Raw genomic sequence first — 24,198 nt, forward strand, 5'->3', positions numbered from 1 at the left:
GCCTGTCATCGGGCCGCGCTTCGCGCGGACCCGTTGGCTCGCAATGACGTGGAGAAGCTGAGGGCCTACTTCTTCTTCACCCCCACCCTTTCGATGCGCTTGATCTCGAGCGGCGGGCGGCCGCTCTTTTCGGCGATCTCGCGGTCCTGCTCCATGATGAAGCCGCGGGCGGGCTCGTCGCCGTCGAGGCCGCCGAGCAGCTCGGCGGGCACGCGGCGGTTGGAGCGCTGGGAATCGTCCTCATAGACGACATTGAAGAAGGCGAATTCGCCTTTGGGATTGGTTCCGGGTTTTTTGGCCATGGCGGCTTGTCGTCGATAGCCGCGCCGCAGTCAAATGACTTCGGCGGTTGTCGACATCAGAGTCGAGCCGGAGCGTTGGGTTGAGCCGCATGGAGCTGCGATCGTTCATCGCCGGAGCGGCGCGGGCGCCTTGCTGCGGTCGCTTCGATGCGGCCCTTGCCTCGATAAACGGCGGGCCGCGAAGCCCGCCGTTTATTTTGGTCTTCAGCGTCGCCCGGGGCTGGCGGGGCGACAACCTAGAATAGAAGGCTATCGCTTGCCTTCGGCGATGGCAAGACCAATCATGACGCGTCGATGTCGCAGCCGGCGGAGCAGATATGCGTTGATCGCGGCGTGTGCGTCGATGGTGCATCGAAGCAATTGCTTGGGTCGCTAAATCAGTTTGTTCATTTCCTGCGCGCAACTCTGCGCGGCTTGTCGGAACAGCGCGCCCGCCTGCACCTGTTCCCGTCTCGCGAGCAGAATCCGAGACGACGAGTTCCATTGTTGCGGCGCATGTCTCAATGCGTGCGCGTTCGCGGCGCGAGCGCCTCGGCGGCAAGCGGCGATGCGGGTCTGCTGCCCGGTCTGTGGCGACGTCCGCCGTCGTGTCCGCTGCGTTCGTCCTTGCGTCCCTGCGCCATGATCGCGCTGCCCATCGCGGCCGAACCGAAGGTGATGAGGAAAGCCGCGAGTAGCGAGAGCAGCGCGATGCCGGGTGAGCTGTCGGCGAAGATCAGCTCGCGCAGGTGGCCGGGATTGAGCCAGAGCAGGCCGGCGACGAGCAGGCTTGCTGCGCAGGCGCCGATCGCGAGGTTGATGGAGCAGGCGGAAGAGCGGGATACGGAGCAGCGAGCGGGGTGGCATGGTTGATGGCCTCGTGTCGGCTCAACGCATCGGCTGACTGCGCGATGAGCAACACCATATGGTGCCGGCTCTCTCATCTCCGGAATGACGGTCGAGGAGTAGGCTTGCCTCTTCATCCCATGCCGACGCGCGGCGATGTTGATGCGGATCAAATCTTTGCGTGCCTCGCGGTGGGCTTTTGCCGCTTTGACGCGAATCCGGTTCCCGGGCATGATCGATGCTTTCCGCGCTCGTTCTTCAGAGGATTCCCGCATGCTGAGACCGCTACTCGCCGCCGCCTTCGTCCTTTCTCTGGCCGGCGGGTCGGCGCAGGCCGCGCGCTGCGGCGGCGATTTCAACACGTTCGTCGCGACCATGGCGCAGGAGGCACAGGCGGCCGGCGTCTCGGCGAGCGTGACGAGTGCGGCGCTCAGCGGCGTGGCGCCCGATGCTGCAGTGCTGGCCTTCGACCGGCGCCAACGCCACACCTTCAACAAGACCTTCGAGCAATACGTCTCGACCCGCGTCGGGCCGGGCCGCGTCAATGGCGGGCGGGCGCTGCTGCAGCGCCATGCCGCGCTGCTCTCGCGCATCGAGCAGAAGTTCGGCGTGCCGCGCTACATCCTGGTCGCGATCTGGGGGCTGGAGAGCGATTTCGGCAAAGGCGACATCGGCAAGATGCCGGTGGTCCGCACGCTGGCGACGCTCGCGCATGATTGCCGCCGCACCGATCTGTTCCAGGGCGAGCTGCTCGCCGCGCTCAAGATCGTGCAGCGCGGCGACCTGCCGCTGCGTGACCTCGTCGGCGCCTTTGCCGGCGAGATCGGCCAGACCCAGTTCCTGCCGTCGTCCTACATCAAATACGGTGTCGACTTCGACGGCGACGGCCACGTCGACCTCCGCCACAGCATCCCCGACGTGCTCGCCTCGACCGCGAACCTGCTCCACACCAACGGCTTCAAGATGGGCCAGCCCTACAGCGAAGGCACGCCGAATTTCGAAGCGATGCGCGAGTGGAACAGGGCGGTGGTCTATCGCAAGACCATCGGCTATTTCGCGGATCGGCTGATGGGGCAGTGACTGGGGAGAGTGGCGCACGATCTCCCCGCATCGTCGTCCTGGCGAAGGCCAGGACCCAAACCGCGGAATCTATCGGTTGCGGACGGCGGGAGTACCGAACTGCGAGTCTTCGCATAATTGAATTCGGTGGTTATGGGTCCCGGCCTTCGCCGGGACGACGATCGAGTGTGAGGGGGCACTGTCGCACCACCCACCTTCACTTCCCCTTCGCCATCTTCTCCAGCTTCCTCTGCAGCGGCGCCCAGTACGTTCCCGGACGGAAGCGCTGCAAGAGGTCCATGAAGCGGGCGTCGTTGCCGATCAGGATGCGCGGCTCGTTCTTCTCGATGCCTCGGATGATGCGCAGCGCGGCGTCCTTCGGCGTGGTCTTCGCCGCGTTCTCGAACCGCTCGATCGATTGCGCACGGCGGGCATTGTCGGTGACGCCGGTGCCGGTGCCGGAGTTGCGCGCGATGGCGGTGGCGACGCCGCCGGGGTGTACCACCGACAGCTTCACCGGGCTGCCCGCCACACTGAGCTCGTGCCGCACGCTCTCGGAAAAGCCGCGCACCGCGAACTTCGCCGCCGCATAGGCCGATTGTCCCGGTGGCGCAATGATGCCGAAGATCGAGGAGAGGTTGACGATGTGCGCCTCGGGTCTCGTCTTCAGATGCGGCAGGAAGGCGCGCGTGCCGTGCACCACGCCCCAGAAATTGATGGCGAACAGCCAGTCCATCTGCGCCTGGTCGATTTCCTCGAACGAGCCGAGCAGCGCCACGCCGGCGTTGTTGACGACGATGCCGAGCGCGGGATGCGCCGTGGTCGCGTCAGCTGCGAATTGCGCGATGGCCTCGGGCTCGCCGACATCGACGCGATGCAGGCTGATCTTGCATCCCGTCCCGATCTCGGCCGCGACAGCTTTCAATCCGGCCTCGTCGCGATCGGCCAGCGCGAGGTCGCAGCCACGCCGCGCAAGCTCGATTGCAAGCGCGCGGCCGATGCCGCTGGCCGCTCCCGTGATGGCGGCGGCGCCGCGAATCGCAGTCATGAATCCCCCGTCAAGTCACAGCCCGTGGAACTTCGATTTACATTTTTTCATATTGGAACCGAACCGCAAGCGGATTGGCTCCTTAACGTACGTTACGCAAGCAAGCATTGGGAGCCGCCGATGGGACAGGCACAGCCATTTCGTGCAACTGCACTGATCGTCGAAGACGATGTCATGCAGCGGGAGATGCTCAGTCTCCTGCTGGAAGAGAGCGGCTATCAAGTCATCCAGTGCGAAAGCGCCGAGGCGGCCGAACGCGTGCTCGACAAGAACGCCAGCGCGCTCTGCCTGATGCTGACCGACGTCCAGCTCGCCGGCCGCATGAACGGCGTCGAGCTCGCGCATGTCGCCAAGGATCGCAACCCCAAGCTCGACGTCGTCGTCACCTCGGGCCGTCCCTTGAGGCAGTCCCTGCCTGCGGGCGCAAAGTTCTGGGCCAAACCCTGGGCGCCGCTCGACGTTCTCCGCGAGGCCGAGATCGCGCAGCTGTCCTGACGAGCTGCCCGCTGCTTTCGCGGGGAGAGGCGCGGTGATAGGATCGGTCCATGACCTGGTCCTTCCTGCTCACCTCGCTCATCGTCATCGCCTCGCCCGGCACCGGCGTGCTCTACACGCTGGCCGCCGCGCTTACCCGCGGCTCGCGCGCCAGCGTGGCCGCGGCGTTCGGCTGCACATTGGGAATCGTGCCGCACATGATCGCGGCGATGCTCGGCCTTGCCGCCGTGCTCCACACCAGCGCGATTGCCTTTGCCGCGCTGAAATGGTGCGGCGTTGCCTATCTGCTCTACATGTCCTGGCAGGCATTGCGCGAGACGGGCGCGCTCGCCGTCGAGGGCAGGATCGAGGAGCGGTCGAATGGCCGGGTCATCGTGACGGGCTTCCTGATCAACATCCTCAATCCCAAGCTGTCGATCTTCTTCCTCGCCTTCCTGCCGCAGTTCATCGCGCTGGACGAGGCCCATGTGCTGGGGCGGATGCTGGAATTGAGCGGCGCTTTCATGGCGATGACCTTTGCCGTGTTCGTCGTCTACGGTCTCTGCGCGGCCTCGGTGCGCGAGCGCGTCATCTCCCGTCCCGCCGTCATGGCCTGGCTGCGCCGCAGTTTCGCCGCCGGCTTTGCTGCGCTCGGCGCCAAGCTCGCCTTCGCGGAGCGGTAAGGACGTTCTTCGCCTTTCAAGCGCCGATGCTCCGGCAGCGCCGGGCCTCGTTCCGGCCATCCACGTCCTTGCCGCGGCACAGAGAACGTGGATGCCCGGGACAAGCCCGGGCATGACGACCGCTACCAACACTCACTCAATAAAAAAGCGGGCCTGTTGCCCGCTGCTTTCAAAACCTGCTTGCCCGACGCCCGGGCGGAGCGAGGCTCCACCCGGGCAAAGAAAAAGAAGCCGCGTTACTTCTTCTTCGCAGCCTTCTTCGCCTTCTTGGCCTTCTTCTTCGCCGCCTTCTTCGCTTTCTTAGCCATAGTATCCTCTTAGGGTTTAATGGTGGAACGCGACACGAGGGATGCTCGGCGGAGGGCCAGCCTCGCAACATCCTCGACGACAAACTCAGCAGATTCGGAGGCGCCTGCCCCGCGCCGTCACATCCGTGTCATCGTGTTATCCACAGCTCAGATGCATTTTCGGGTGATTTTTGGCCGCGAATCCGCATCGAGGCGCCGGCGCCGCATCGCCGGCACAGGCTTAACGATCCGACAACAAGACGGCGCCGTTCATGAATCCAAAACCAAAGGCGCGTTTTCAACGACCGCAGTGAGACTCCATTAAGCGCAACCCGCGCATTGTCCTCCGCAAGAAAACGGGGATGGGCAATGGACGGACGGCTGCCAGGGACGGGGGGCGGGACGCGGCGCACGCCGCATACGTCATGCTGAACGTACCGACATTGTGGACGGTCTTCGTCGTCAACTTCCTGGCGCTCGGCCTGATCTGGGCCTACGTGACGCGCTCATATCCGAAATTCGTGGCCGCGCGGTTCTGGATGGCCTCGTCCTTCGTCGGCGCGGCCGGCGCCATGACGGCACTGGCCCGCCTGTTCGTCACGTCTCCCCTGCCGCTTCTGCTCGGCGCTGCCGGCGTCATGGCGGCGAGTTGCTTCGCCGCCATGGGCATTCAGCGCTTCTACAACCGGCCGGTCTCGTGGCGTGTCATGATCGCGACGGAAGCCTTCAGCCTCGCCGGCGTCGTGTTCTTCATGGTCGGCTTCGAACACATGCAGCTGCGCATGCTCAGCTATACGATCGGTCAGGGGCTGCCGCTGGTGCTGGCGCTGCGTCTCCTGCTGTCGCCGCCGGAGGGCCGCGTCAGCCCGGGCGCGCGGCTGTCCGGCATCGTCATCCTCTGCATCGTCGGAATATTCGTGGTGCGGACGGTGGGCAATCTGCTCGGCCACGATTTCTCGGCAGTCGCCGGCGGCCAGACCCATGCCGTCTTGGTGCTGGGGCTGCTGTTCCTGTCGATGACGCTCAATTTCGGTTTCCTGCTGATGGCGATGGACAGCTTGCGGGGCGAGGTCGCCGACCTCGCGCTGCTCGACGATCTCACCGGCGTCGCGAACCGACGGCATCTGCTGCAGCGCCTGACCGAGGAATGCGCCCGCTCGGAGCGCAGCAGCGAGCCCTTCTCGCTGCTGGTGATCGATCTCGACGGCTTCAAGACCATCAACGACACCCATGGCCATGCCGCGGGCGACGCCTGCCTGCAGCACTTCACCCTGATGGCGCAGACGCGCCTGCGGCCCGGCGACCTGCTCGCGCGCACCGGCGGCGACGAGTTCTGCATCGTGCTGCCGTCGTCGTCGCTGCGCGAGGCCGCCGCGATCGCCCGCCGCGTGCTCGAGGTCTGCCGTCAGGACGCCGCGACCTGCACCGGCAGCGACATCCCGATCGCGATCTCGATCGGCGTGGCGCAGTGGGACCGCGGCATCGGTCAATTCCCGGACCGCCTGATCGCACATGCCGACCACGCCCTCTACGACGCCAAGAAGAACGGCAAGAACGATTTTGCCGTCTACGATCCGGCGCCGCCGCTCTCACCCGAGCCGACCGGCCCCGGCGAGCGCGCGCGCAAATTCGCGTAAGGCCGTGCTAGAGCAGGGATCCGTGACTGGACCCCGCATCATGATGTCTCGCCTGCTCGCGGCCGTTCTCGCCGCCCTGTTTCTGATCGCGCCCGCCATTGCCGAGGACGCCGAGCTCGCAAAGCTCGCGCGCGCCTCCGGCACGCCCGAGATTCCCGGCCTGAAGATCGTGTGGCTGGCGCCGTGGGGCGACGTCGGCAGCGCAAACCCATGGCGCAACATCATCGTGCACCAGACCGAGGGTCCGGCGGGCTCGGCGCGCGGCGGTGCGCAGGCGCAGGCGAAGAAGCCGACCCGGCGCGGCGTCACGGTGTGGGTCGAGACCGACGGCACGGTCTATTGGGCGGTCGCCGAGAATCTGGTGCCGACGCATGGCGACGGCGCCAACCGCAACGACAACAAGTACATCGACAACGGGCCGACCTATCGCCAGGTCGTGCGCGACAATTCGATCGGCGTCGAGTTCGCCGGCAACTATCCCGACGTCGCGGCCGGTCCGACCGAAGCGCAGGTCGCGGCCTGGAGAATCCTCGTCAAGGTGCTCCGCGCGCGCTACGGCATCCCGCTCGAGCGCGTCTACGCCCACAACTGGATCGACTACAAGGACGCGCGCTACTGCGAAGGCTGCTGGCTCGCGACGCTGGCACGGGTTTGGGGGGAGTAGGGAGCTGCGTTCCCCCACCGCCGTCATCGACCGGTTCGCCATGGCCCGGTCGAGCCCGGGCATGGCGCCTCGTGTGAGACTGCTTCTTGCATCGCCGCCAAACAAAAAAGCCGGCGTTGCCGCCGGCTTTCTGTCTGCTCGATCCGCCAATTCCTGGCGCGGTAAGCCCCGCTTAGTGCGCGGCTTCCAGCGCGGCCTGTTCGGCCCTTGCGATCGTGCCCTTGACCGCGGCCTGCACCTTCTCGAAAGCGCGGACTTCGATCTGGCGGACGCGCTCGCGCGATACGCCGAACTCGGCGGCAAGGTCTTCCAGCGTCATCGGCTCATCGGCGAGGCGGCGGGCCTCGAAGATGCGGCGTTCGCGCGGGTTGAGCACGCCCATGGCGCCGTTCAGGGCGTCGCGGCGGTGATCATACTCCTCGTGCTCCGCCATCATGGCTTCTTGGTTGGGCGTATTGTCGACCAGCCAGTCCTGCCATTCGCCGGCTTCGCCGTCGTCCCGGATCGGTGCGTTGAGCGAGGCATCGCCGCCGAGACGGCGGTTCATGTCGATCACGTCCTGATCCGTGACGCCGAGACGCTTGGCAATGATCTTCACCTGGTCGGGGCGGAGATCGCCTTCGTCCAGCGCATTGATCTTGCTCTTCGCCTTGCGCAGGTTGAAGAACAGCTTCTTCTGGTTCGCGGTGGTGCCCATCTTCACGAGCGACCAGGAACGCAGGATGTACTCTTGAATCGACGCCTTGATCCACCACATCGCGTAGGTGGCGAGACGGAACCCCTTCTCGGGTTCGAAACGCTTCACCGCCTGCATCAGGCCGACATTGCCTTCCGAGACGACCTCGGAGATCGGCAGGCCGTAGCCGCGATAGCCCATGGCGATCTTGGCCACGAGGCGGAGATGGCTGGTGACGAGTTGGTGCGCCGCGTCGCGATCGTCATGCTCGCGCCAACGCTTGGCGAGCATGTATTCCTGCTGGGGCTCCAGCATCGGAAACTTGCGGATCTCGGCGAGGTAACGGGAAAGGCCGGATTCTCCATTGAGGACCGGCAGAGCAGCGGTACGGGCCATAGTGCGCCCTCCAAAAGGTTCAGGCCCCCGATAGCGGCGGGCCAGGCAGACGACCGCTGTGTCAAAGCCGGCCGGGCTGCGATGTTCCGCGCTGGTCATTTCCAACGCAGGCGCAATATACCCCATGGGGGGTCGAAAAGGGAAGGATTGCTGACGTCACGTCCCCGTGTGCCAGCTATAACTTTTTGTAATGTAAAGGCTTTCTGAAGCGTGCTGCGTCATTGCGCCGCTTTCAGGCGGCTTTGCAGGAGAAGCAAATCCTCCGGCAGGGCCGCCTCCCAGTGGAGTAATTCCCCCGTCCTCGGGTGCTCCAATACCAGCAGATAAGCATGCAAGGCCTGCCGGTCGAGGGCAGACAGGGCCTGTTGCGATTCAGGGCCGAGCTGGTTCGCCTTGGTCTTGAAATGCGGGCCGTAGACCGCATCGCCCATCAGCGGATGGCCGATATGGGCGAGATGGACACGGATCTGATGGGTGCGCCCGGTCTCGAGCTCGCAGGCGAGCAGGGCGGCGACGCCCTTGCCGTCGCGCCCGGCAAAACTCTCCAGGATTTCCCAATGCGTCACGGCCTCGCGGCCGCCCTGGCGCACCGCCATCTTCTCCCGCGCATGCGGATGGCGGTCGATCGGCGCATCCACCGTGCCGCGATGGCGGTTCGGCACGCCCCAGGCAAAGGCCATGTAGCCGCGCCGCATCTCGCCGGTGCGGCCGTGGTCGGCGAATTGGGCGGACAGCGAGGCATGGGCGAGGTCGTTCTTGGCCACCACCATCAGCCCGGTGGTGTCCTTGTCGAGCCGGTGCACGATGCCGGGCCGGCGCACGCCGCCGATGCCGGACAGCGAGGAGCCACAATGGGCGATCAATGCGTTCACCAGCGTGCCGGTCTCGTGACCGGCCGCGGGGTGCACGACCAGGCCCTTGGGCTTGTTGATGACGATGATGTCGTCGTCCTCGAACACGATGTCGAGGGCGATGTCTTCGCCCTTGGGCTCCGCCGGCGCCGCCTCCGGCACGTCGATTATGATCGTATCGCCGGATGTGACGTGATAAGCGGGGTCGCGGACGGCGTTGGCCTTCAGGCTCACCGCGCCCGCCAGGATCAGGGCTTTCAGCCGGGATCGCGACAGGTCGGTGAGGTGCGCCGCCAGCACGCGGTCGAGCCGGGCCGAGCCCTCCTCGCCGCTGACCACGACCTCCAACCGCTGCGCTGACCCAGAGCTTTCCATGACGACGTCTGATACCGCTGTTCCCGAACCGACCCCCGAGCAGGCCGCGCTGTTCGCGCGGGTGCGGCGGATGATGCTGATCGCGGGGTTGACCACGGCGCTGGCAATCTGCGCCGTCCTGATCGCGGTGGGCTACCGCCTTTTCAAGTCCGAGGGAAGGGCGGTGGAGGCCGCGGGCGACGTCACCGCCACCCTGCCGAAGGGCGCGAAGATCGTCGCAACCGGCGTTGCCGGCGACCGCCTCGTGGTCACGCTCGATGTCGGGGGCATTATCGAGATCCGCACCTTCGACGCCCACAGCCTGAAGCCAGCCGGAAAGCTGAAATTTGCCAATGAGCCGTGAGGGGGACCTGGCCTTGCTATCGTCCTGGCGAAAGCCAGGACCCGTGATCGCCGAGTCCGGTGATGTGAACGAGGTCGGCCCTCTGATGTGCCTTAACCATCATCATTCGGAGTAATGGATCCTGGCTTTCGCCAGGACGACCGCGGAGAGAAACCCGAGAATCCCACCTTGCCGCCGTCCAAATTCGCGGCTATGTCGTACCCCTCACGCTCCCTTCGTCTAGCGGTTAGGACGCGGCCCTCTCAAGGCTGAAACAGGGGTTCGATTCCCCTAGGGAGCGCCAGACAAAACCTAAGCCATTGAAAACCTGCACACTCTAGGCAACCATGTGAGCCTGGAGAGAGATCGCTCCGCTACACACGTAGCCTCACAAGGCGGTCCGCAATGGTGATCGCGTCCGTAACATGGCAATCCTGATCCCCAGTCTGGGCTTCGCGCGCTTCGACACCCGCGGCGAGCTGCGACTTGCCGAGCGCCTCAAGGACTTCCTCGAAGAGAACGCCGTCGTTTGGCACAATCTTCCTGTCGGCCCTCTCAACCGACATCCGGACTTCATCATCATTCATCCCGCGAACGGTCTGCTCGTGCTCGAGGTGAAGGACTGGCGCCTGGAGACGATCATTTCGGCCGACAAGACGAAGGTCGAACTGCTGACGAGCCGCGGTCCCGTGCGAGAAAGCAGTCCGCTTGAGCAAGCTCGCAAATATGCGTTCGAGGTCGTGCGCACGATTGACCGGGACGGGCAGTTGCTGTTTCCGGCCGGTCATCGCTTCATGGGTAAGCCCATTGTCCCGTTCGGCTTCGGGGTCGTCTTCACCAATATCACGCGCAAGCAATTCGAGCAGACCAATCTCAAGGAGGTGATGGCCGAGCATCTCTGTCTGTTCAAGGACGAAATGACCGAGGGCGCGCATCCCGAAGAATTCCGGTCCAGATTGTGGAACATGGTTCATCCGCCTCTCGGAGAGCCGCTGTCGATGCCGCAGTTCGATCGCCTGCGCGCGCTGCTCTTTCCGGAGATTCGCATCCGGCAGATTGCTCTGCCTCTGGACGATCCGCCGACGGCCGATCCTTCGGACCGTACGCTTGCGGTGATGGACCTGCATCAGGAGCAGTTCGCGCGCAGTCTGGGTGAGGGGCATCGAATCATTCGCGGCGTCGCCGGATCGGGCAAGACCCTGATCCTCGCCTTTCGCGCCGAATATCTGGCCCGTGCGGCGGCAAAGCCGGTGCTCATCCTGTGTTACGCCAATGGCATCGCCGGGCGACTGGAGGATGCCATGCAGAGCAGGGGCGTGGAGAACCGCGTCCAGGTCCTGACCTTTCATTCCTGGTGTTACCGGATGCTGCGGACTTATGGGATTCCCGTCCCATCCGAGCGAGATTATCCTGACTACGCGGAGCGACTGGCTGCGAGCGTTTCAGAGGTCGTGAAGGCCATTGATCAAGGCCATATCCCGATGGAGCAGTACGACGCCGTCCTGATCGACGAGGCGCACGACTTCGAGCCGCAATGGCTCGCGCTTGCGGCCAAGATGGTGAACCCGCGCACGAAGGCGCTGATGGTCGTCTACGACGATATCCAGGCCATCTACAAGGGACGTGAACGCCCGGTCTGGAAACAGCTCGGAATTGAAGCGAGCGGCAGAACGACCGTGTTGAAGGTCAACTACCGCAACACCGCGCAAATCGTCGCCTTCGCGAGACGCTTCGCTGCAGACGTCATTGGCGCTCCGGGCGTCACGGCCGACGACGAGCACGCCATCCTGTTGCCCGAAGATGCGGGTCGACAGGGACTGGAGCCGGACGTTCGACGGTGCGTGAGCGTGGACGCAGAAGCTCACTGCGTCGCCGAGTGGTTTCTCGACCGGAAAAAGGCCGGGTACGAATGGTCGCAGATGGCGTGTCTCTACCCCGAACACTGGATCGGCGGCCGGATCGCACAGATACTCGCGAGGCACAACGTGCCGATCGATATGGCAAAGGACAATCGCAACAGGGTTTCGGTCAAGCGGGTGGCGGTGCGGTTCTTGAGCATGCACAGCGCGAAGGGGCTGGAGTTTCCCTGCGTCGCCATTGCCGGCCTGGGCTTGCTCGGCCGCCACGGCGAGACCGTCGAAGACTGCGTCCGACTGACCTATGTCGGGGTGACCCGGGCGACTCACGAGGCGCTCCTGACGTATTCGAGCGAGTCCGCATTGGTGCAACGTTTGATCGCATAGCCCGACGCCGCGCGGGCTCACTTGCGCCGTCGTGCCGTCGGGGCACTTCATTATCTACTCCGTGTAGCCGCCGCGGCCTTCATACGACCAGATGGTTGACCGATTCCGCTAGGTCGCTCGGAGCTTGGTAAGCTACATCGCGAGCCTTGGGGCCTCTTAGACCCTTGCCTCCCAGTCGCGCCTTTGTGCAGAATGCCCGGCGAAGGCGATGGTTTGGCCATGGAGCAAAACCAACCAGGTCGGGTTGTGCGCAGGTTGGCGGCCATAGTAGCCGCTGACGTTGCAGGCTACTCACGCCTCATGGGCCTCGACGAGGTCGGCACCGCCCGCACGCTCCGCGAACATCGCAAGGTTACCGACGCGCTTGTGACGAAACACGGTGGTCGCCTCGTGAAAACGACGGGGGACGGCGTGCTCCTTGAGTTTCCCTCCGTGGTGGATGCGGTCGAATGCGCGATGGCGGTGCAGACGGTGATGGTCAGGAGAAACGAAGCGGTGCCACAAGAGCAGCGCATGCTGTTTCGGATCGGAATCAACCTCGGGGACATATTGATCGAGGGCGATGACATTCTCGGCGACGGCGTCAACATTGCTGCGAGGCTCGAGGGTATCGCCGAACCGGGTGGCATCTGCATCTCTTCCTCCGCCTACGAACAAGTTCGTGGAAAGGTCCCGGTCGAGTTTGCAGATCTTGGCGATCAAATCCTCAAGAATATCGCGCGTCCGATACGTGCCTATGCGGTGGGCCCGAACGGGAACCACATCATCGACGGGGTTGTCCAGTTGCCGTCTTCTGCCCCACACCTTTCGCTCGTGGTGCTACCGTTCGCGAACATCGGCGGCGATCCCGAACAGGAGTATTTCGTAGATGGTGTGACCGAGAGCCTGACCACGGATCTGTCACGCATCAATGGCGCGTTCGTGATTGCGCGCAACACAGCGTTCACGTTCAAAGGCAAGGCCGTGGATGTAAGGAAGCTAGGACGCGAGCTGAACGTTCGCTATGTGCTCGAAGGCTCGGTGCAGCGCGGTGACAATCGCTTGCGGGTGAATGCGCAGTTGATTGATGCCGAAACCAGCAACCACCTTTGGGCCGAGCGCTTCGACAAGCCCATTGCCGACCTCTTCGAAATGCAGGATGAAATCGTATCGAGGCTCGCCAACGCGCTCGATGCAGAACTTATTGCCGCCGAGGCCCGCCGAGGGGAGTGTTCACTGCGTCCAGACGCGATGGACTTGGTGTTCCAAGGCAGCAGCTGGTTCAACAAGGGGCAGACACCCGATTGCCTGATACGTGCACGCGGCTTTTTCGAGAAGGCCCTCGTGCTCGATCCCGGAAATATCGAGGCCATGGTCGGTTTGGCACGGGTCAATACCTCACTAGGGGCTTCCTTTATGACCGATGACTACTCAGCGCGGCTTGCTGCGGCGGAGACAACCATAATGAGGGTGCTATCCCTCGCACCAAACCACGCTTTGGCTCACGTGACTTTGGGCAACACGCAAATATTCACGAAACGCGGAGCCCAAGGCATCGCGGAGTGCCAGCAGGCTTTGGCGCTGGATCGCAATTTGGCCCGCGCTCATGCTCTCATCGGCCTTGCCAAGTTCTTCCTCGGTCGAGGCGCAGAAACGGAAACTCACATCAACGAGGCTTTCCGCCTTTCCCCGCGCGATACCTATACCGCTCGTTGGATGGCCTATGTCGGTCTTGCCAAGGCGCAGCTCGGTGCAGATGACGAAGCGGTCATCTGGATGCGTCGGGGCCTCGACGCAAATCGAAACCATTCGTTCGCGCATTTCCCTCTCGGAGCAGCGCTTGCGTGGATTGGCGAACTCGACCAGGCGCGCGCCACGGTACAAGCGGGACTGGCGCTCGATCCGAGCTTCACCATCTGTCGGTTTCGCGCTCACGTACCGAGCGACAATCCGGTTTTTCTTGCTGTCCACGAACGCCTCGTTGAGGGAATGCGGCTGGCCGGCGTGCCGGAAGGGTAGCGTTCATCATGTCAGACCCTACGGAAGTCAGCCGACGCCTCGTGGCCGGCCGGATTTTTTGCTTGAAGCCGTAACGGGCGCACGAGAGCAAGCTTGTCGCACAGCCCCGGCGCAGCCGCTCCCTTACGCCATCGTGCCGTCGATCGAGCGGCGGATCACCCGCTGCACTTCCGCATTCGACAGAAACAGATCGTGGTTGATGATGCCCCAGCCTTCTTGCGAGGCATCGACCACGCGCACGCCGAGTCGCGCGATGACGGCCTTCTCGGCGGCGCCGACCCTGGTCATTCCACCTGCGATTTGTCCGGACAGCGCGAGGGCGCGATCGTTCGTCGAAGCAATCACGACGATCTTGCCGGCAAGCGGGCCGATGCGGTGGATCGCCGACGTGAACACGTCCATGTCGATGTCGGGCGAGGCAAACACGACCGCGCCAATCTTGCTCGTCACGGTGTCGCCGTATCGTGCATGGAGCTGACGCAGGCTTTCGAGCGTCAGCATGGTTCCCATGCTGTGCGCGACGATATGTACGCGGCCGGCGCTTGGCGCCGACACGAGCGCGGAGAGCACGCGTTCGAAATCGTCGCGAGACCACATCGCGCTGTCGCGGTCGTAGGCATAGTCGAACAATCCGGCCTTGGATGGCCAGGAGAACGCCATGGTCCGGCCGCGGAACTTTATCCCATCGGAGAGGTGGGCAGCATCCAGCACCGCCGTCTCGAATGTCTGCTTGAAGCCGTGCACATAGATCAGCACGTCTCCGCTGCCGGCCTGCGCAGCGAGATCGCCAGCGTCGGCCGACACCGGTTCCACCCGATCGAGGCGCCAATCGCCGAGCCCAACCGAGGCGAGAGAAAGACGGCTCTCGTCCGGCGCCACGAGTTTCGCCCGCGCGACCGTCATGGTGGTCGCGCGCTCTGGTCCAAACCAGGGTTTGGCACGGGCGCCGCTGACGGGCTTGCGCGTGGTGGTGACGAGCACTGTGGGTTCAACGGAGAGGGACGAGGCGTCATAGCGTGCACCGGTCGCACCCAGGCCGGCGCATCCGCCGAGTGCGAGGGCACTCCCGGCCGACGCAAATCCACCGAGGAAAGCGCGGCGCGAAATGGAATGACCGGAGTCGCGTTGCTGAAGACGTCGGACGATCACACGGAACCCTTGGGAACTTTGCCCACCGTAAGCCGCCCCGTCTAGCTCCCTGAATGACAATGGAGGCGAGAAGACGGCGAAGCCCCCTTCGTGATCACGTCGCGGCGTTCGCCTGCGTCCGGAACCCGCGCCGAAACCCGTAGAACTTGGCCTTGCGGGTTTGCCTCAACGACGCAGATAGCGCCAGCCGACAACGACACCGCTCACCGAGACAATGGTCCCAAGGATCGACAGCAGCCACACCACGATGTCCCAGGCCGGGCGATACATCAGCAGCAACCGGAAATCGAAACTGTGCAGGGCGTTGAACAGCCAGCGATACGTGCGCCGGCTGCTGTCCACGCGGCCAATGATGTCACCCGTGACTGGGCTGATGTGAAACCATGTTTTCGCGTCATCATCGAACACTGCACGCAGTACCGGCAATTCGCGGTCGTGATGATGTGCATACCAATAGGAATCGTATTCCCCGAGGACGAGCCGCTCCGCGAGGCGAGCTTGCGGCAGCAATTTTGTTGCGGCGGTCCAAAGCCGATCCTGCGGGAGCGTCGTGATTTGGCCCGACGTCACCTCCAGCGGCGTCTGCGTGCCGTCACGCGATGCGGCGATCATCATCGGGCTGCCATCAAGCCAGACGAAGCGCGCTTCGACGACGCCCGATTGCGGCGTCGGCAGCGTCGTCGCAATCGTCGGCGCATCATGGCCGGCATAGCGCTGCATCACCTCGCGCGTCGCGTTGCGGCTTGCGAAATACTCGCCGGGATTGAGCGAAAGCCAACCGGAGAACGTCCAGGTCAGCACGAAGATGCCGGCGATCAGGCCGGTGACGTGGTGCCAAGCCATCCAGCCGCGATAGGGCGTGATCCTGCCGCTCGCATAGCGACGCTTTAGCCGCACGCGAAGGATGCCGATCCAGATGCCTGTGACGCCGATGATCAGGCAGATACCGGAGATCCAAAGTACGACGAGCCGCCACAACGGCCCGTCCTTGCGCAAAACGGTCGGATAGATCCAGTGCGGGATCGAGCCGAGCCAGTTCCAGACGCGCTCGGTGCGGTTGGTGTCGAGCGCGATCTCGCCGGAGCGTGAGGAGACATAGAGCTTGGTACCGTCGTTGTCGCCCAGCCCAATGAGATAAAGCGGTCGCAGCGGATCGTACCGGGCCGTAACGCTCCATTGGTCGCGATCGATAATGTCTTCGAGTTGCGGTGTTCTGCTCGCGGGATGATGTTGCGCGACTGCGAGCGCCTGCTGTTCGGAAACACCCGTGATGACGCGGCCATCGGCTGCGGAGATGGCTTGCCGCTTGCCGTCCCAGCCGGTCATCCGATACACCGGCTCGTCGGCCAGCATGGAAAGCCGGAGATCGCGCGGATAGCGCGTGGCGCCTGCCGCCTTCATCGCGTCGTCCGGCGAGAGCCTCACCTTCTCCCATTGAATAGCAGGAAGTGCTGCCAGCCTTTCCTTGTCGGAGAGGCCGGGAAAAGCGACATACATCATCACCACGCCGGAAATGAACCACATGGCGAAGAACAGGCAGGTGACGATGCCGACCCAGCGGTGGCCGATGTACAGCCATCGCCGGAGTGCGCGTTTCAGCGCGCGTGCCACGCTCAGAACTTCACGTTGACGGCGAGCTGCGCCGTGCGTGGCATGCCGAGCAGCCACTGAGTGGTGCCGCCCGACGTCGTGTAGACCTCATCGAAAAGGTTGTAGACGCGGAACGACACGGTGGTGTTGGGATCGGGCCTCCATTGCACACCGGCATTGACGATGTTGTAGGCCGGGCGTGTCACCGTGTTCGCATTGTCCGCGTAGGTTTTGCCGACGATCTGGACGCCCGCGTTGGCCGACCAGTTCGGGGCGAAGGCCCAGGTCGCCCAGATATTGGAGACGTGCTGCGGCACATTGACGGGTACGTTGCCGGCATAGTTCACGCTGCCGCCGCCGACCGCCTGCACGAAGTCGTCATACTTCGCGCGCAGCAAGGCTGTATTGGCGTCGATACGCCAGCCGTAATCGAGCAGGAAACCCACTGATGCTTCGACACCGCGTGACGATTGCTGGCCGACCTGGACGGTCAACGACGGAATGTTGGGATCGCGCGCCAGCAGGTTGTTCTTCACGATCTCGTAGCCGGCCAAGGTCCATTCGCCGCGGCCGCCCCAGAATGATTGCTTGACGCCGATCTCGATCTGTCTGCCGGTGGCGAGGTCGAAGTTCTTGTTTGCGGAGGACAGGGAGATCAGCCCTCCGACCGGATCGACCGCGGTGGCATACTGGCCATAGAAAGCGAGATCCCTGACCGGTGTGTAGACCGCACCTGCGCGCCAGGTTGTCGAGGAGAACGACTTCTCGAAGCTGTTGGCGGGCGAAACATAGTCGGTGCGCGTGATCGTCGGTTCGTCCTGACGTATGCCGGCAATCAAGGACAGTTGCTCGGTGACCGACAGCCTGTTCTCGGCAAACAGCGCGTATTGATTGGTCACGCTGCCGTAGCCGGGAACCGTGGCGTTCGGGCTGTTGAATGCGCCTGGGATGAAATTGAACGGATTGACGGACGACGAGCCCCCATAGGGCGAATTGTTGGTGTGGGCAAAGTTGATGCTGTTGACGTCGAAGCCTGCAAGGAACTCATTGGCCATGCCAAGGACATGCCCGCGGAATTTCGCGTCCATGCGATTGCCGACCTGCTGCTGATCGTGAAAAATCTCGATGTAGCTGGTTCGGTTGACCAGGCCGGTGGCAGGAATATAGGCGTAGCTTTCGACGTCCTTCCAGTGCCGCTTGGAGTTCAAATAGTAAAGCGTGTTCTGAATCGAAATTCCATCGGCGACCTGCCAATCGGTCTTCACCTGGTTCCAGCTATCCTGATAGCGGATGTGGCTGTCGCTGACGTTGTAGTTCTTGAAGCGTAGAGATTCATCGAGCCTGCCGTTGATCAGCGGCGTGCCGAAGTAGCGGGACGGGTTGCGGTCACCATAGTCCGTGGACAGCGTCCACGTGACGTCTTCGTTCTGCCTGACCTGAACCACGGCATGAAGCGCGACATTCGAGGTGTCGTCACGATCGACCCAGCCGTCGGACATGTTGCCGGAGGCGGTGATGCGGTATGCGACGTCCTTGCTGACCGGACCGCCGCTGTCTACAGCAATGCGTCGCGTCATGTTCGTGTCCAGCGAGACCTCGGCCTGGTTGCGAGGGACCCACAATGGCAGTTTCGAAACGATGTTGATGGCGCCGCCCACCGCGCCCGCGCCATACATCACCGACGCAGGACCGTGTAGCACCTCAATGCGCTCGGTCGACCACGTGTCGAACGGAAAGGTCACCGTACCGGCGCCGATATAGAGCTGGGTGCCGTCATACAGCGTCATCACGGAGCCGAGACCGGTGAAGCCGCGGGTATTGAAAGAGACGCCGCCATTGCCCGGCGCCGGGCTCGCGGTGAAGCCGGTGGCATTTTGCGTGACCGCGTCGAGAATGTTCTGCTGGCCACGTTCGGAGATGGTCTCGGCGGAGATCACCTCGACACTGGCCGGAGTCTGCAGCCGCGTCAGGCCGAGCCGGCTGCCGGCCGTGCTCGCGCCGGTGAGGTTGAGCGTCGGTGCGGCGAAGACAGGACCAGTCGGCGCGGCAACTTGTGTATTGGTAGTCACGTTGCGCTGCTGGCGCGACCGCGCGGCGCGGGCGGCAGCAGAGCTGCGTTGGGTGCTGCGGGCATTCGGCGGCCTCGCCGGTGGCTGCACCACCACGGGGGCGAGCGTCTGGACCGGCGTTTGGGACTGTGCCCAGCCGTCGGTCGATAACACGAGGCAGGAGAATGCAACTGAACGGAGCAACGCGCGGCGGCGCCGTGGCGCGAAGATTATACGGGAGATCATCAATAGGCTCGCGATAACGTGGCACGTCACCGCGAACGCAGTCTGGCCGCTTCCTCAGGAGGAAGACAACTCAACACCCACCAGGACACCCCGCCCAATGTGCTCGCGTGTGACCACGACTGACGGCAGGTCTCCTGGCTCGCGGGTCGTTGCCTGTCGCCGCCTTCCCAGGCCCGCAGGCCCAGTGGCATTTGGCGAAGGCTCACCGCTTACAGTTGCGGGGGCAGCCACGGCGTTGGGGGATCCCCGCACCGTATTCCCTATTGATCTCCCGAAGGAGAACCGTCGCAGTCACCCTAGTTTTATTTGCAAAGCGCTGTCAACTGGCTCTCCCGAGACAGTTCAGCGCCTCGCACCGTCATCGGCGATGCGGGGATCCTCCACCGCACGTCGGCGAAACACCCCAATCCTGTGTCAAGCCTTTTCGTTGAAAATATTCCACTTTACCGAAATTCGGATTTATCGTATGTGTTGCCCATCCCAGACCACCAAAGGGGCGGTCGTACGTCGTCACGAACGCGGGCTGGGATTGCGGTGGACGCGGGCGGCGCTAAGGCGGGTCAGTTGCGTGCAGGGCGAGATGAACCTCGTGAGCATGGCACGTCCCGCGAAGACGGACGGCGCCCGTGCCCTGCGAAGCCTCTTGGCAAAGCAGGGTCGTCCGCGTACGGCGAAACCGTGTGGTCCTGGCCGTCGTTGCTACGGTCAAGCCCTGGCGAAGGCGTCATCGCGTCAACCGGCGCGCTGCCGTGCATTTCGTTGGGGTGAGGGAGGCCAGAAGGAACTCGGCTCCCGGGAGAGCGCGGCATAGGCCGTCAAACCATCGCGCAGGGAAGGCCTGGTCTTGGCTGCCCTGTGTCTCCCCTGTGCACTGCGCGTGCATTCGTTCAGCGCAGGGGTCTTATGGGTGCCAGCCGGTGCCCGGTCTTCCCTGCGCCCTTTTTTTCGAGAGGGTGTGAAGAGCACAGCTCGGGCAGAACATGCCGCGAGAACGCGTTCGCGTTTGTGATCTGCCTGCCAAATGATCTTCCGTACGAGCATGATGCATCGGCCTCGGCGGAGGTGGTCGTTCCCTTCAGAATCTGCCTTGATACGAATTCAGCGCGGAGGATAGTTGAATGAGCGGTTTGGTGATCTCTGGCGGCCGGGTGGTGGATCCCGCCAGCGGGATGGATGCCATCGGCGACGTGGCGGTGGTGGACGGCAAGATCGCGGCGGTCGGCTCCTCGCTCGGCGGCGCGGAGCGGGTGATCGACGCCACCGGCCTCGTGGTCGCGCCCGGCTTCATCGATCTGCACGCGCATGGCCAGTCGGTCCCGGCCGACCGCATGCAGGCGTTCGACGGCGTCACGACCACGCTCGATCTCGAGGCCGGGGTGCTGCCGGTCGCGTCCTGGTATGAGCGCCAGGCGCGGAAGGGCCGCGTGCTGAACTACGGCGCTGCCGCCAATTGGGCGTTTGCGCGCATCGGCGCAATGACGGGCTCCAATGCGGAGAGCTCGCTGGAGGCATTCGGCAATGCCATGCGCGACCGCCGCTGGATCGAGAACGTCGCGACCGATGCGGAGGTCGCCGGCATTCTCGAGCGCCTGTCACGCGGCCTCAACGAAGGCGGCATCGGGATCGGCATCTTGAACGCCTACGCGCCCGGCGCCGGCGTGCAGGAGCTGACCGCGGTCTGCCAGCTCGCCGCGAAGCAGGACGTGCCGACCTTCACCCACGTCGCCTTCATGTCGCGCATCGATCCCGAAAGCGCGGCGGAAGCCTATATCCGCCTGATCGGTTATGCCGGCGCCACCGGCGCACACATGCACATCTGCCATTTCAATTCGTCGAGCAAGACCGACGTGGAGCGTTGCCGCGTGCTGATCGCGAAGGCGCAGGCGCAGGGCCTGCCCATCACGGTCGAGGCCTATCCTTACGGCACCGGCTCGACCGTGCTGGCGGCGGCGTTCTTCAGCGATCCCGAGTTCGTGGAGCGCAACGGCACCGGCTATGATTCCGTGCAGCGGGTGACCGACGGCCATCGCTTCCGCGACCGCGAGGAGCTGTTGAAGGCGCAGGCCGATGAGCCGTCCTCGCTGGTGCTCTGGCACATCCTCGACACCGAGAACAACGCGCATCACCGCGACCTGCTCGACATGTCGGTGCTCTATCCCGGTGGCGCGATCGCGTCCGACGCCATGCCGTGGACGACGTCGGACGGCAAGACCTACACCGGCGACGCCTGGCCGCTGCCTGACGATGCCACCTCGCATCCACGCTCGGCCGGCTGCTTCACGAAGTTCATCCGCGAATGGGTGCGCGAGCGCAAGACCGTGTCGCTGCTCGAAGGCGTGCGTAAATGCGCGCTGATCCCCGCAGAAATCCTGTCGCAAAGCACGCCCGCGATGCGCGCCAAGGGGCGGCTTGCCAAGGATGCGGATGCCGACATCGTCGTGTTCGACTACGAGAAGCTCTCGGACCGTGCGACCTTCACGGCGATGAATCGGCCCTCCGAAGGCGTGCGGCATCTGATCGTCAGTGGTCAGCCGTTGATCCGTGACGGCGTGCTTGACGCAGCCGCGCGGCCGGGAAGGCCGGTGCGCCGCCCCGTCGTCGGGGGCTGATCCATGCCGGTCCCCATTCTCCTGGTGACGGGCTTTCTGGGGGCGGGCAAGACCACGGTGGTCAACCATCTCTTGGCCAACGCCGAGGGGCGGCGCATCGCCGCCATCGTCAACGATTTCGGCGCGATCAACATCGATGCGGAACTGATCGCCGGGGCCAGCGACGGTGTGGTCAGTCTCGCCAATGGCTGCATCTGCTGCTCGCTCGAAGGCGATCTCTTGCGCACGCTCTCGACCCTGCTGCGGCGCGATCCGAAGCCGGAGCACATCGTCATCGAAACCAGCGGCGTCGCCGATCCCGCCGACATCGTGCGCAACCTGATGGATCCCGTGATCCTGCGCGAAGCGCCGCTGGAGACGGTGGTCTGCGTGATGGACGCGACTGCACCACCGGCCGCGCTCGAGGATGCACTCCAGCGTTCGCAACTCCGCGTCGCCGACATCGTGGCGTTGAGCAAGCTGGATCTGGCGGACGCGGGCGCAGGTGTCCGGATGCGCGAGGCAATCCGCGCGCAGCGCGTGCCTGCCGTGGTTGTCGATGCGAAGCACGGCGAGATTCCCGCCGCGCTGCTGTTTCCCGCGACTATCGATCGGGCGCCCGCGCCGCGCGAGATCGCGCCGCGACGGCCGGCGGAAGAGCGCTTCGAGGCGCTGAGCTGGACGTCGGAGCAGCCGCTCTCGCTGCCGCGCTTGCAACAGGCCATCGGCCGCCTTGCGCCAAAACTCGCGCGCGCCAAGGGCCTGTTCGAGACGGTCGAGCAGCCCGGCCGCATGATGGTGTTTCAGTTCGCCGCCGGCCGCGCCACGCTGGCACCGGGGCAAGCGCCGGCGCCTGGCGTGCCGCGATCGCGGATCGTCTTCATTGCCGAGCTCGGGGTGCTCTCGCGGGCGGAGCTCGATGCAATCATGGAGGCGTGCGTTGCCGGCTGACGCGGCAGATCGGACCAGCTCACGCGAACTGCGCTTCTCCGTTTCCGACCGACCAGTTCTCCTTGGGGGCATCGAGCACGTTGACGAAGACGTCCTCGGGGCGGATGCCCGGGCTCTCGCCGAGCAGGTCCGCGATCCGGCGATACAGGGACTTTTTCTGCTCGGCGGTGCGCGAGGCGAACACCGTGATCTGGATCAGCACGGCGTCGTCGCTGCGCGCGACGCCGTAGGCGTTGCCGCAGCGGAAGTTCGCGGGCGCAAGCTCGCTGATGGTCATGAATTCGTCGCCTTCGGGCACGTTCAGCGTCTCGCGCATGGCCCGGTAAAGGCTGTCGAGGATCGCCTGCCGGTACGACTCCGGCTTGCCGGCGCGCATCGAGATGTGGAGGAGAGGCATGAGCTGGTCCCTTTGCGCGCGGGCCGGCCCGCCGGGGCGTGTGCATGCGCCGGCGGTTCGGGCCATTGACGAAACGGGCTATCGATCTCAAATTTGTTTTTGACGCGATGTCCAGAAACCACGTTTTTGACATCGTGTCAAATATTGTCCGCACAGGAGAAGATCTTGAGGCCGCGCGAGTTCGACCATGACGACGTCCTGCGCATCGCGTTCGAGCAGTTCTGGCGCAAGGGCGTGCGCGGCACCTCGCTGTCAGACATCGCGCGCGATGCCGGCGTCCAGCGCGGCAGCCTCTACAATGCGTTCGGCAGCAAGGAGGCGCTGTTCCTGAAGGCCTATGAGCGCTATGCGGGCGAGTATCTCGTCGTCCTGCAAAAGGCGCTCGGCGCGGGCTCGTTGCGCAAACGTCTCACCGTGTTCTTCGATCTGACCATCACCAATTTCCGTGCCGGCACGCCGCCACGGGGATGTCCGACTACGCGCGGCTTGATGGAGCTCGGAGCGGCCGAAGGCGAAGGGCTCGATGAAGACGCGCGTCGGGCTTTTGCGAGCCTCGTTTCGCGCATCACTGCCCTCATTCAGGAAACGCTGTCGGCGGGCGCAGAACGCGGCGAATTCAGCGGCAACGCAGCGGCGGCCGCCCTGCACATCATCACGGTGACGCGAGGTCTTGCCGTGCTCGAACGTGCGTTCGGCGATGAGCGGCAATTGCGCAAGATCGCCGCGCACACGATCGACCTCGTGCTGGGCCGGAAGGGCGGTCAGTGAGGTGAACATGCGAGAATGACGACCCCAGCGGTGGTCGCGCTGGGATCGTCTGGAGGTTTCATGGAGGGCATCGAGCTCTGCGGCTCCATCGCATGTTGGTAGCGCAAGGTCGCTCAAGATGCGACTAGAACCCGTCGAAGCTTCAGCACAACGCGAGCGCGTTGACCGCGCGCGTCGTCGCATCCTGCTTTCCGGAGCCGACGAACTGGCAAACGATGGATTCGAGTTCGCCCGGCTGCTTGCTGCGTGCGGCTGCGAGCAATCGCATCAGTTCCGTCTCGTCCTTCGACAGGCGCCGGCAGGACGGCGGCATGAGGCACAGCTCGCATGGCCGGCCGCTGCGCAGGATCCTGACGAGCGCTGCGGCTCGCGCGACCAGCAGCGCGCTGTCGGCGATGTCAGGCGTCTCGTCGGCAAAGTGGTAGGCCGCTTCCCAGCAATCGGACGCGCCGGTCGCATAGGCCGCCCCGATGAAGCGGAACAACGACAGCGCGACGCGGGAAAATTGGTCGTAGTCCTCGATGCTCCGGGGCGCCGAAAGCACGGCCTGGAGCGGGCAGAGCCGCGATTGTCCCGCCTCCGGGATTGGCACGAAACTGCAGGCGTCCTGCATCATCAGCG

21 protein-coding genes, 1 tRNA gene, 1 pseudogene and 1 riboswitch are annotated in these 24,198 nt (G+C 64.2%); of the genes and pseudogenes, 13 read left to right on the forward strand and 10 right to left on the reverse strand.

The genetic code is table 11. From position 1 onward, the window contains the following. Window positions 1–65 precede the first annotated feature (65 nt). Window positions 66–302: a hypothetical protein gene (locus tag HAP40_RS07870; RefSeq protein ID WP_166818340.1), complete on the reverse strand. Its 237-nt coding sequence runs from the start codon at window positions 300–302 to the stop codon at window positions 66–68. A gap of 500 nt (window positions 303–802) precedes the next feature. Continuing rightward, window positions 803–1,148: pseudogene (locus HAP40_RS07875) on the reverse strand (hypothetical protein). A 252-nt stretch (window positions 1,149–1,400) separates the two neighbouring features. Here HAP40_RS07875 and HAP40_RS07880 point away from each other — a divergent pair. Further along, a complete protein-coding gene (locus tag HAP40_RS07880) occupies window positions 1,401–2,207 on the forward strand; it encodes a lytic murein transglycosylase (RefSeq protein WP_166818339.1) in 807 nt (268 codons plus the stop codon). Between the two features lie 196 nt (window positions 2,208–2,403). Here HAP40_RS07880 and HAP40_RS07885 read toward each other — a convergent pair whose 3' ends face one another. After that, window positions 2,404–3,234, reverse strand: coding sequence for an SDR family NAD(P)-dependent oxidoreductase (locus tag HAP40_RS07885; protein ID WP_166818338.1), 831 nt, complete (start codon window positions 3,232–3,234; stop codon window positions 2,404–2,406). Window positions 3,235–3,354: 120 nt separating this feature from the next. Here HAP40_RS07885 and HAP40_RS07890 point away from each other — a divergent pair, with 120 nt between their 5' ends. The 5 genes from HAP40_RS07890 (at window position 3,355) to HAP40_RS07910 (ending at window position 6,979) form a co-directional block, all read left to right on the forward strand. After that, on the forward strand, window positions 3,355–3,729 hold the full coding sequence (locus tag HAP40_RS07890; protein WP_166818337.1) for a response regulator: 375 nt from the start codon (window positions 3,355–3,357) through the stop codon (window positions 3,727–3,729). A 50-nt stretch (window positions 3,730–3,779) separates the two neighbouring features. Further along, window positions 3,780–4,391 carry a LysE family translocator gene (locus HAP40_RS07895; protein ID WP_166818336.1) on the forward strand — a complete coding sequence of 204 codons (612 nt, stop codon included), beginning with the start codon at window positions 3,780–3,782 and terminating at the stop codon, window positions 4,389–4,391. An 87-nt stretch (window positions 4,392–4,478) separates the two neighbouring features. After that, window positions 4,479–4,712: a hypothetical protein gene (locus HAP40_RS07900; RefSeq protein WP_166818335.1), complete on the forward strand. Its 234-nt coding sequence runs from the start codon at window positions 4,479–4,481 to the stop codon at window positions 4,710–4,712. Window positions 4,713–5,103: 391 nt separating this feature from the next. Beyond that, complete coding sequence (locus HAP40_RS07905) at window positions 5,104–6,315, forward strand: GGDEF domain-containing protein (protein WP_166818334.1); 1,212 nt, start codon at window positions 5,104–5,106, stop codon at window positions 6,313–6,315. A 37-nt stretch (window positions 6,316–6,352) separates the two neighbouring features. Then, window positions 6,353–6,979 carry a peptidoglycan recognition protein family protein gene (locus tag HAP40_RS07910; RefSeq protein WP_166819584.1) on the forward strand — a complete coding sequence of 209 codons (627 nt, stop codon included), beginning with the start codon at window positions 6,353–6,355 and terminating at the stop codon, window positions 6,977–6,979. A gap of 172 nt (window positions 6,980–7,151) precedes the next feature. Here HAP40_RS07910 and rpoH read toward each other — a convergent pair whose 3' ends face one another. Further along, entirely contained in the window at window positions 7,152–8,051 is a 900-nt protein-coding gene (gene rpoH / locus HAP40_RS07915; protein ID WP_166818333.1) for an RNA polymerase sigma factor RpoH, read from the reverse strand. Window positions 8,052–8,269: 218 nt separating this feature from the next. Further along, window positions 8,270–9,277 carry an RluA family pseudouridine synthase gene (locus HAP40_RS07920; RefSeq protein ID WP_166818332.1) on the reverse strand — a complete coding sequence of 336 codons (1,008 nt, stop codon included), beginning with the start codon at window positions 9,275–9,277 and terminating at the stop codon, window positions 8,270–8,272. Between HAP40_RS07920 and HAP40_RS07925 the strand changes: the two genes are divergently transcribed. The 4 genes from HAP40_RS07925 to HAP40_RS07940 all read left to right on the forward strand — a co-directional run bounded on the left by HAP40_RS07925 (window position 9,276) and on the right by HAP40_RS07940 (window position 13,840). Continuing rightward, window positions 9,276–9,620, forward strand: coding sequence for a hypothetical protein (locus HAP40_RS07925; RefSeq protein WP_166818331.1), 345 nt, complete (start codon window positions 9,276–9,278; stop codon window positions 9,618–9,620). The genes HAP40_RS07920 and HAP40_RS07925 overlap by 2 nt on opposite strands. A gap of 208 nt (window positions 9,621–9,828) precedes the next feature. Next, window positions 9,829–9,903, forward strand: a tRNA-Glu gene (locus HAP40_RS07930). A 121-nt stretch (window positions 9,904–10,024) separates the two neighbouring features. Next, entirely contained in the window at window positions 10,025–11,842 is a 1,818-nt protein-coding gene (locus tag HAP40_RS07935) for a UvrD-helicase domain-containing protein (protein WP_166818330.1), read from the forward strand. A 219-nt stretch (window positions 11,843–12,061) separates the two neighbouring features. After that, on the forward strand, window positions 12,062–13,840 hold the full coding sequence (locus HAP40_RS07940) for an adenylate/guanylate cyclase domain-containing protein (protein WP_166818329.1): 1,779 nt from the start codon (window positions 12,062–12,064) through the stop codon (window positions 13,838–13,840). A 123-nt stretch (window positions 13,841–13,963) separates the two neighbouring features. Here HAP40_RS07940 and HAP40_RS07945 read toward each other — a convergent pair whose 3' ends face one another. The 3 genes from HAP40_RS07945 to HAP40_RS07955 form a co-directional block, all read right to left on the reverse strand. Then, window positions 13,964–14,989 (reverse strand): alpha/beta hydrolase, encoded by a 1,026-nt coding sequence (locus tag HAP40_RS07945; protein WP_208024803.1) that lies wholly within the window; start codon window positions 14,987–14,989, stop codon window positions 13,964–13,966. 165 nt (window positions 14,990–15,154) lie between these two features. Continuing rightward, window positions 15,155–16,600, reverse strand: a complete 1,446-nt coding sequence (locus HAP40_RS07950) for a PepSY domain-containing protein (protein ID WP_166818328.1) — start codon at window positions 16,598–16,600, stop codon at window positions 15,155–15,157. Window positions 16,601–16,602: 2 nt separating this feature from the next. Beyond that, the gene (locus tag HAP40_RS07955; protein WP_166818327.1) at window positions 16,603–18,873 is read right to left on the reverse strand and encodes a TonB-dependent receptor; all 2,271 of its coding nucleotides are present in this window, start codon (window positions 18,871–18,873) and stop codon (window positions 16,603–16,605) included. Between the two features lie 107 nt (window positions 18,874–18,980). Next, a riboswitch (cobalamin riboswitch) is annotated at window positions 18,981–19,175 on the reverse strand. An 816-nt stretch (window positions 19,176–19,991) separates the two neighbouring features. On the opposite strand from HAP40_RS07955, the gene HAP40_RS07960 reads away from it, so the two are divergent. Continuing rightward, window positions 19,992–21,482 (forward strand): amidohydrolase family protein, encoded by a 1,491-nt coding sequence (locus tag HAP40_RS07960; RefSeq protein WP_166818326.1) that lies wholly within the window; start codon window positions 19,992–19,994, stop codon window positions 21,480–21,482. A gap of 3 nt (window positions 21,483–21,485) precedes the next feature. Continuing rightward, window positions 21,486–22,412 carry a CobW family GTP-binding protein gene (locus HAP40_RS07965; protein WP_166818325.1) on the forward strand — a complete coding sequence of 309 codons (927 nt, stop codon included), beginning with the start codon at window positions 21,486–21,488 and terminating at the stop codon, window positions 22,410–22,412. 19 nt (window positions 22,413–22,431) lie between these two features. Here the strand turns inward: HAP40_RS07965 and HAP40_RS07970 are convergent, their stop codons facing one another. Then, window positions 22,432–22,809, reverse strand: a complete 378-nt coding sequence (locus HAP40_RS07970) for a tautomerase family protein (protein WP_166818324.1) — start codon at window positions 22,807–22,809, stop codon at window positions 22,432–22,434. 165 nt (window positions 22,810–22,974) lie between these two features. Here HAP40_RS07970 and HAP40_RS07975 point away from each other — a divergent pair, with 165 nt between their 5' ends. Next, entirely contained in the window at window positions 22,975–23,577 is a 603-nt protein-coding gene (locus HAP40_RS07975; protein WP_166818323.1) for a TetR/AcrR family transcriptional regulator, read from the forward strand. A gap of 142 nt (window positions 23,578–23,719) precedes the next feature. On the opposite strand, the gene HAP40_RS07980 is transcribed toward HAP40_RS07975, so the two are convergent. After that, window positions 23,720–24,193, reverse strand: coding sequence for a hypothetical protein (locus HAP40_RS07980; RefSeq protein ID WP_166818322.1), 474 nt, complete (start codon window positions 24,191–24,193; stop codon window positions 23,720–23,722). Between the last annotated feature and the right edge of the window lie 5 nt (window positions 24,194–24,198).

Source organism: Bradyrhizobium sp. 1(2017), from assembly GCF_011602485.2.
Lineage (GTDB): Bacteria > Pseudomonadota > Alphaproteobacteria > Rhizobiales > Xanthobacteraceae > Bradyrhizobium.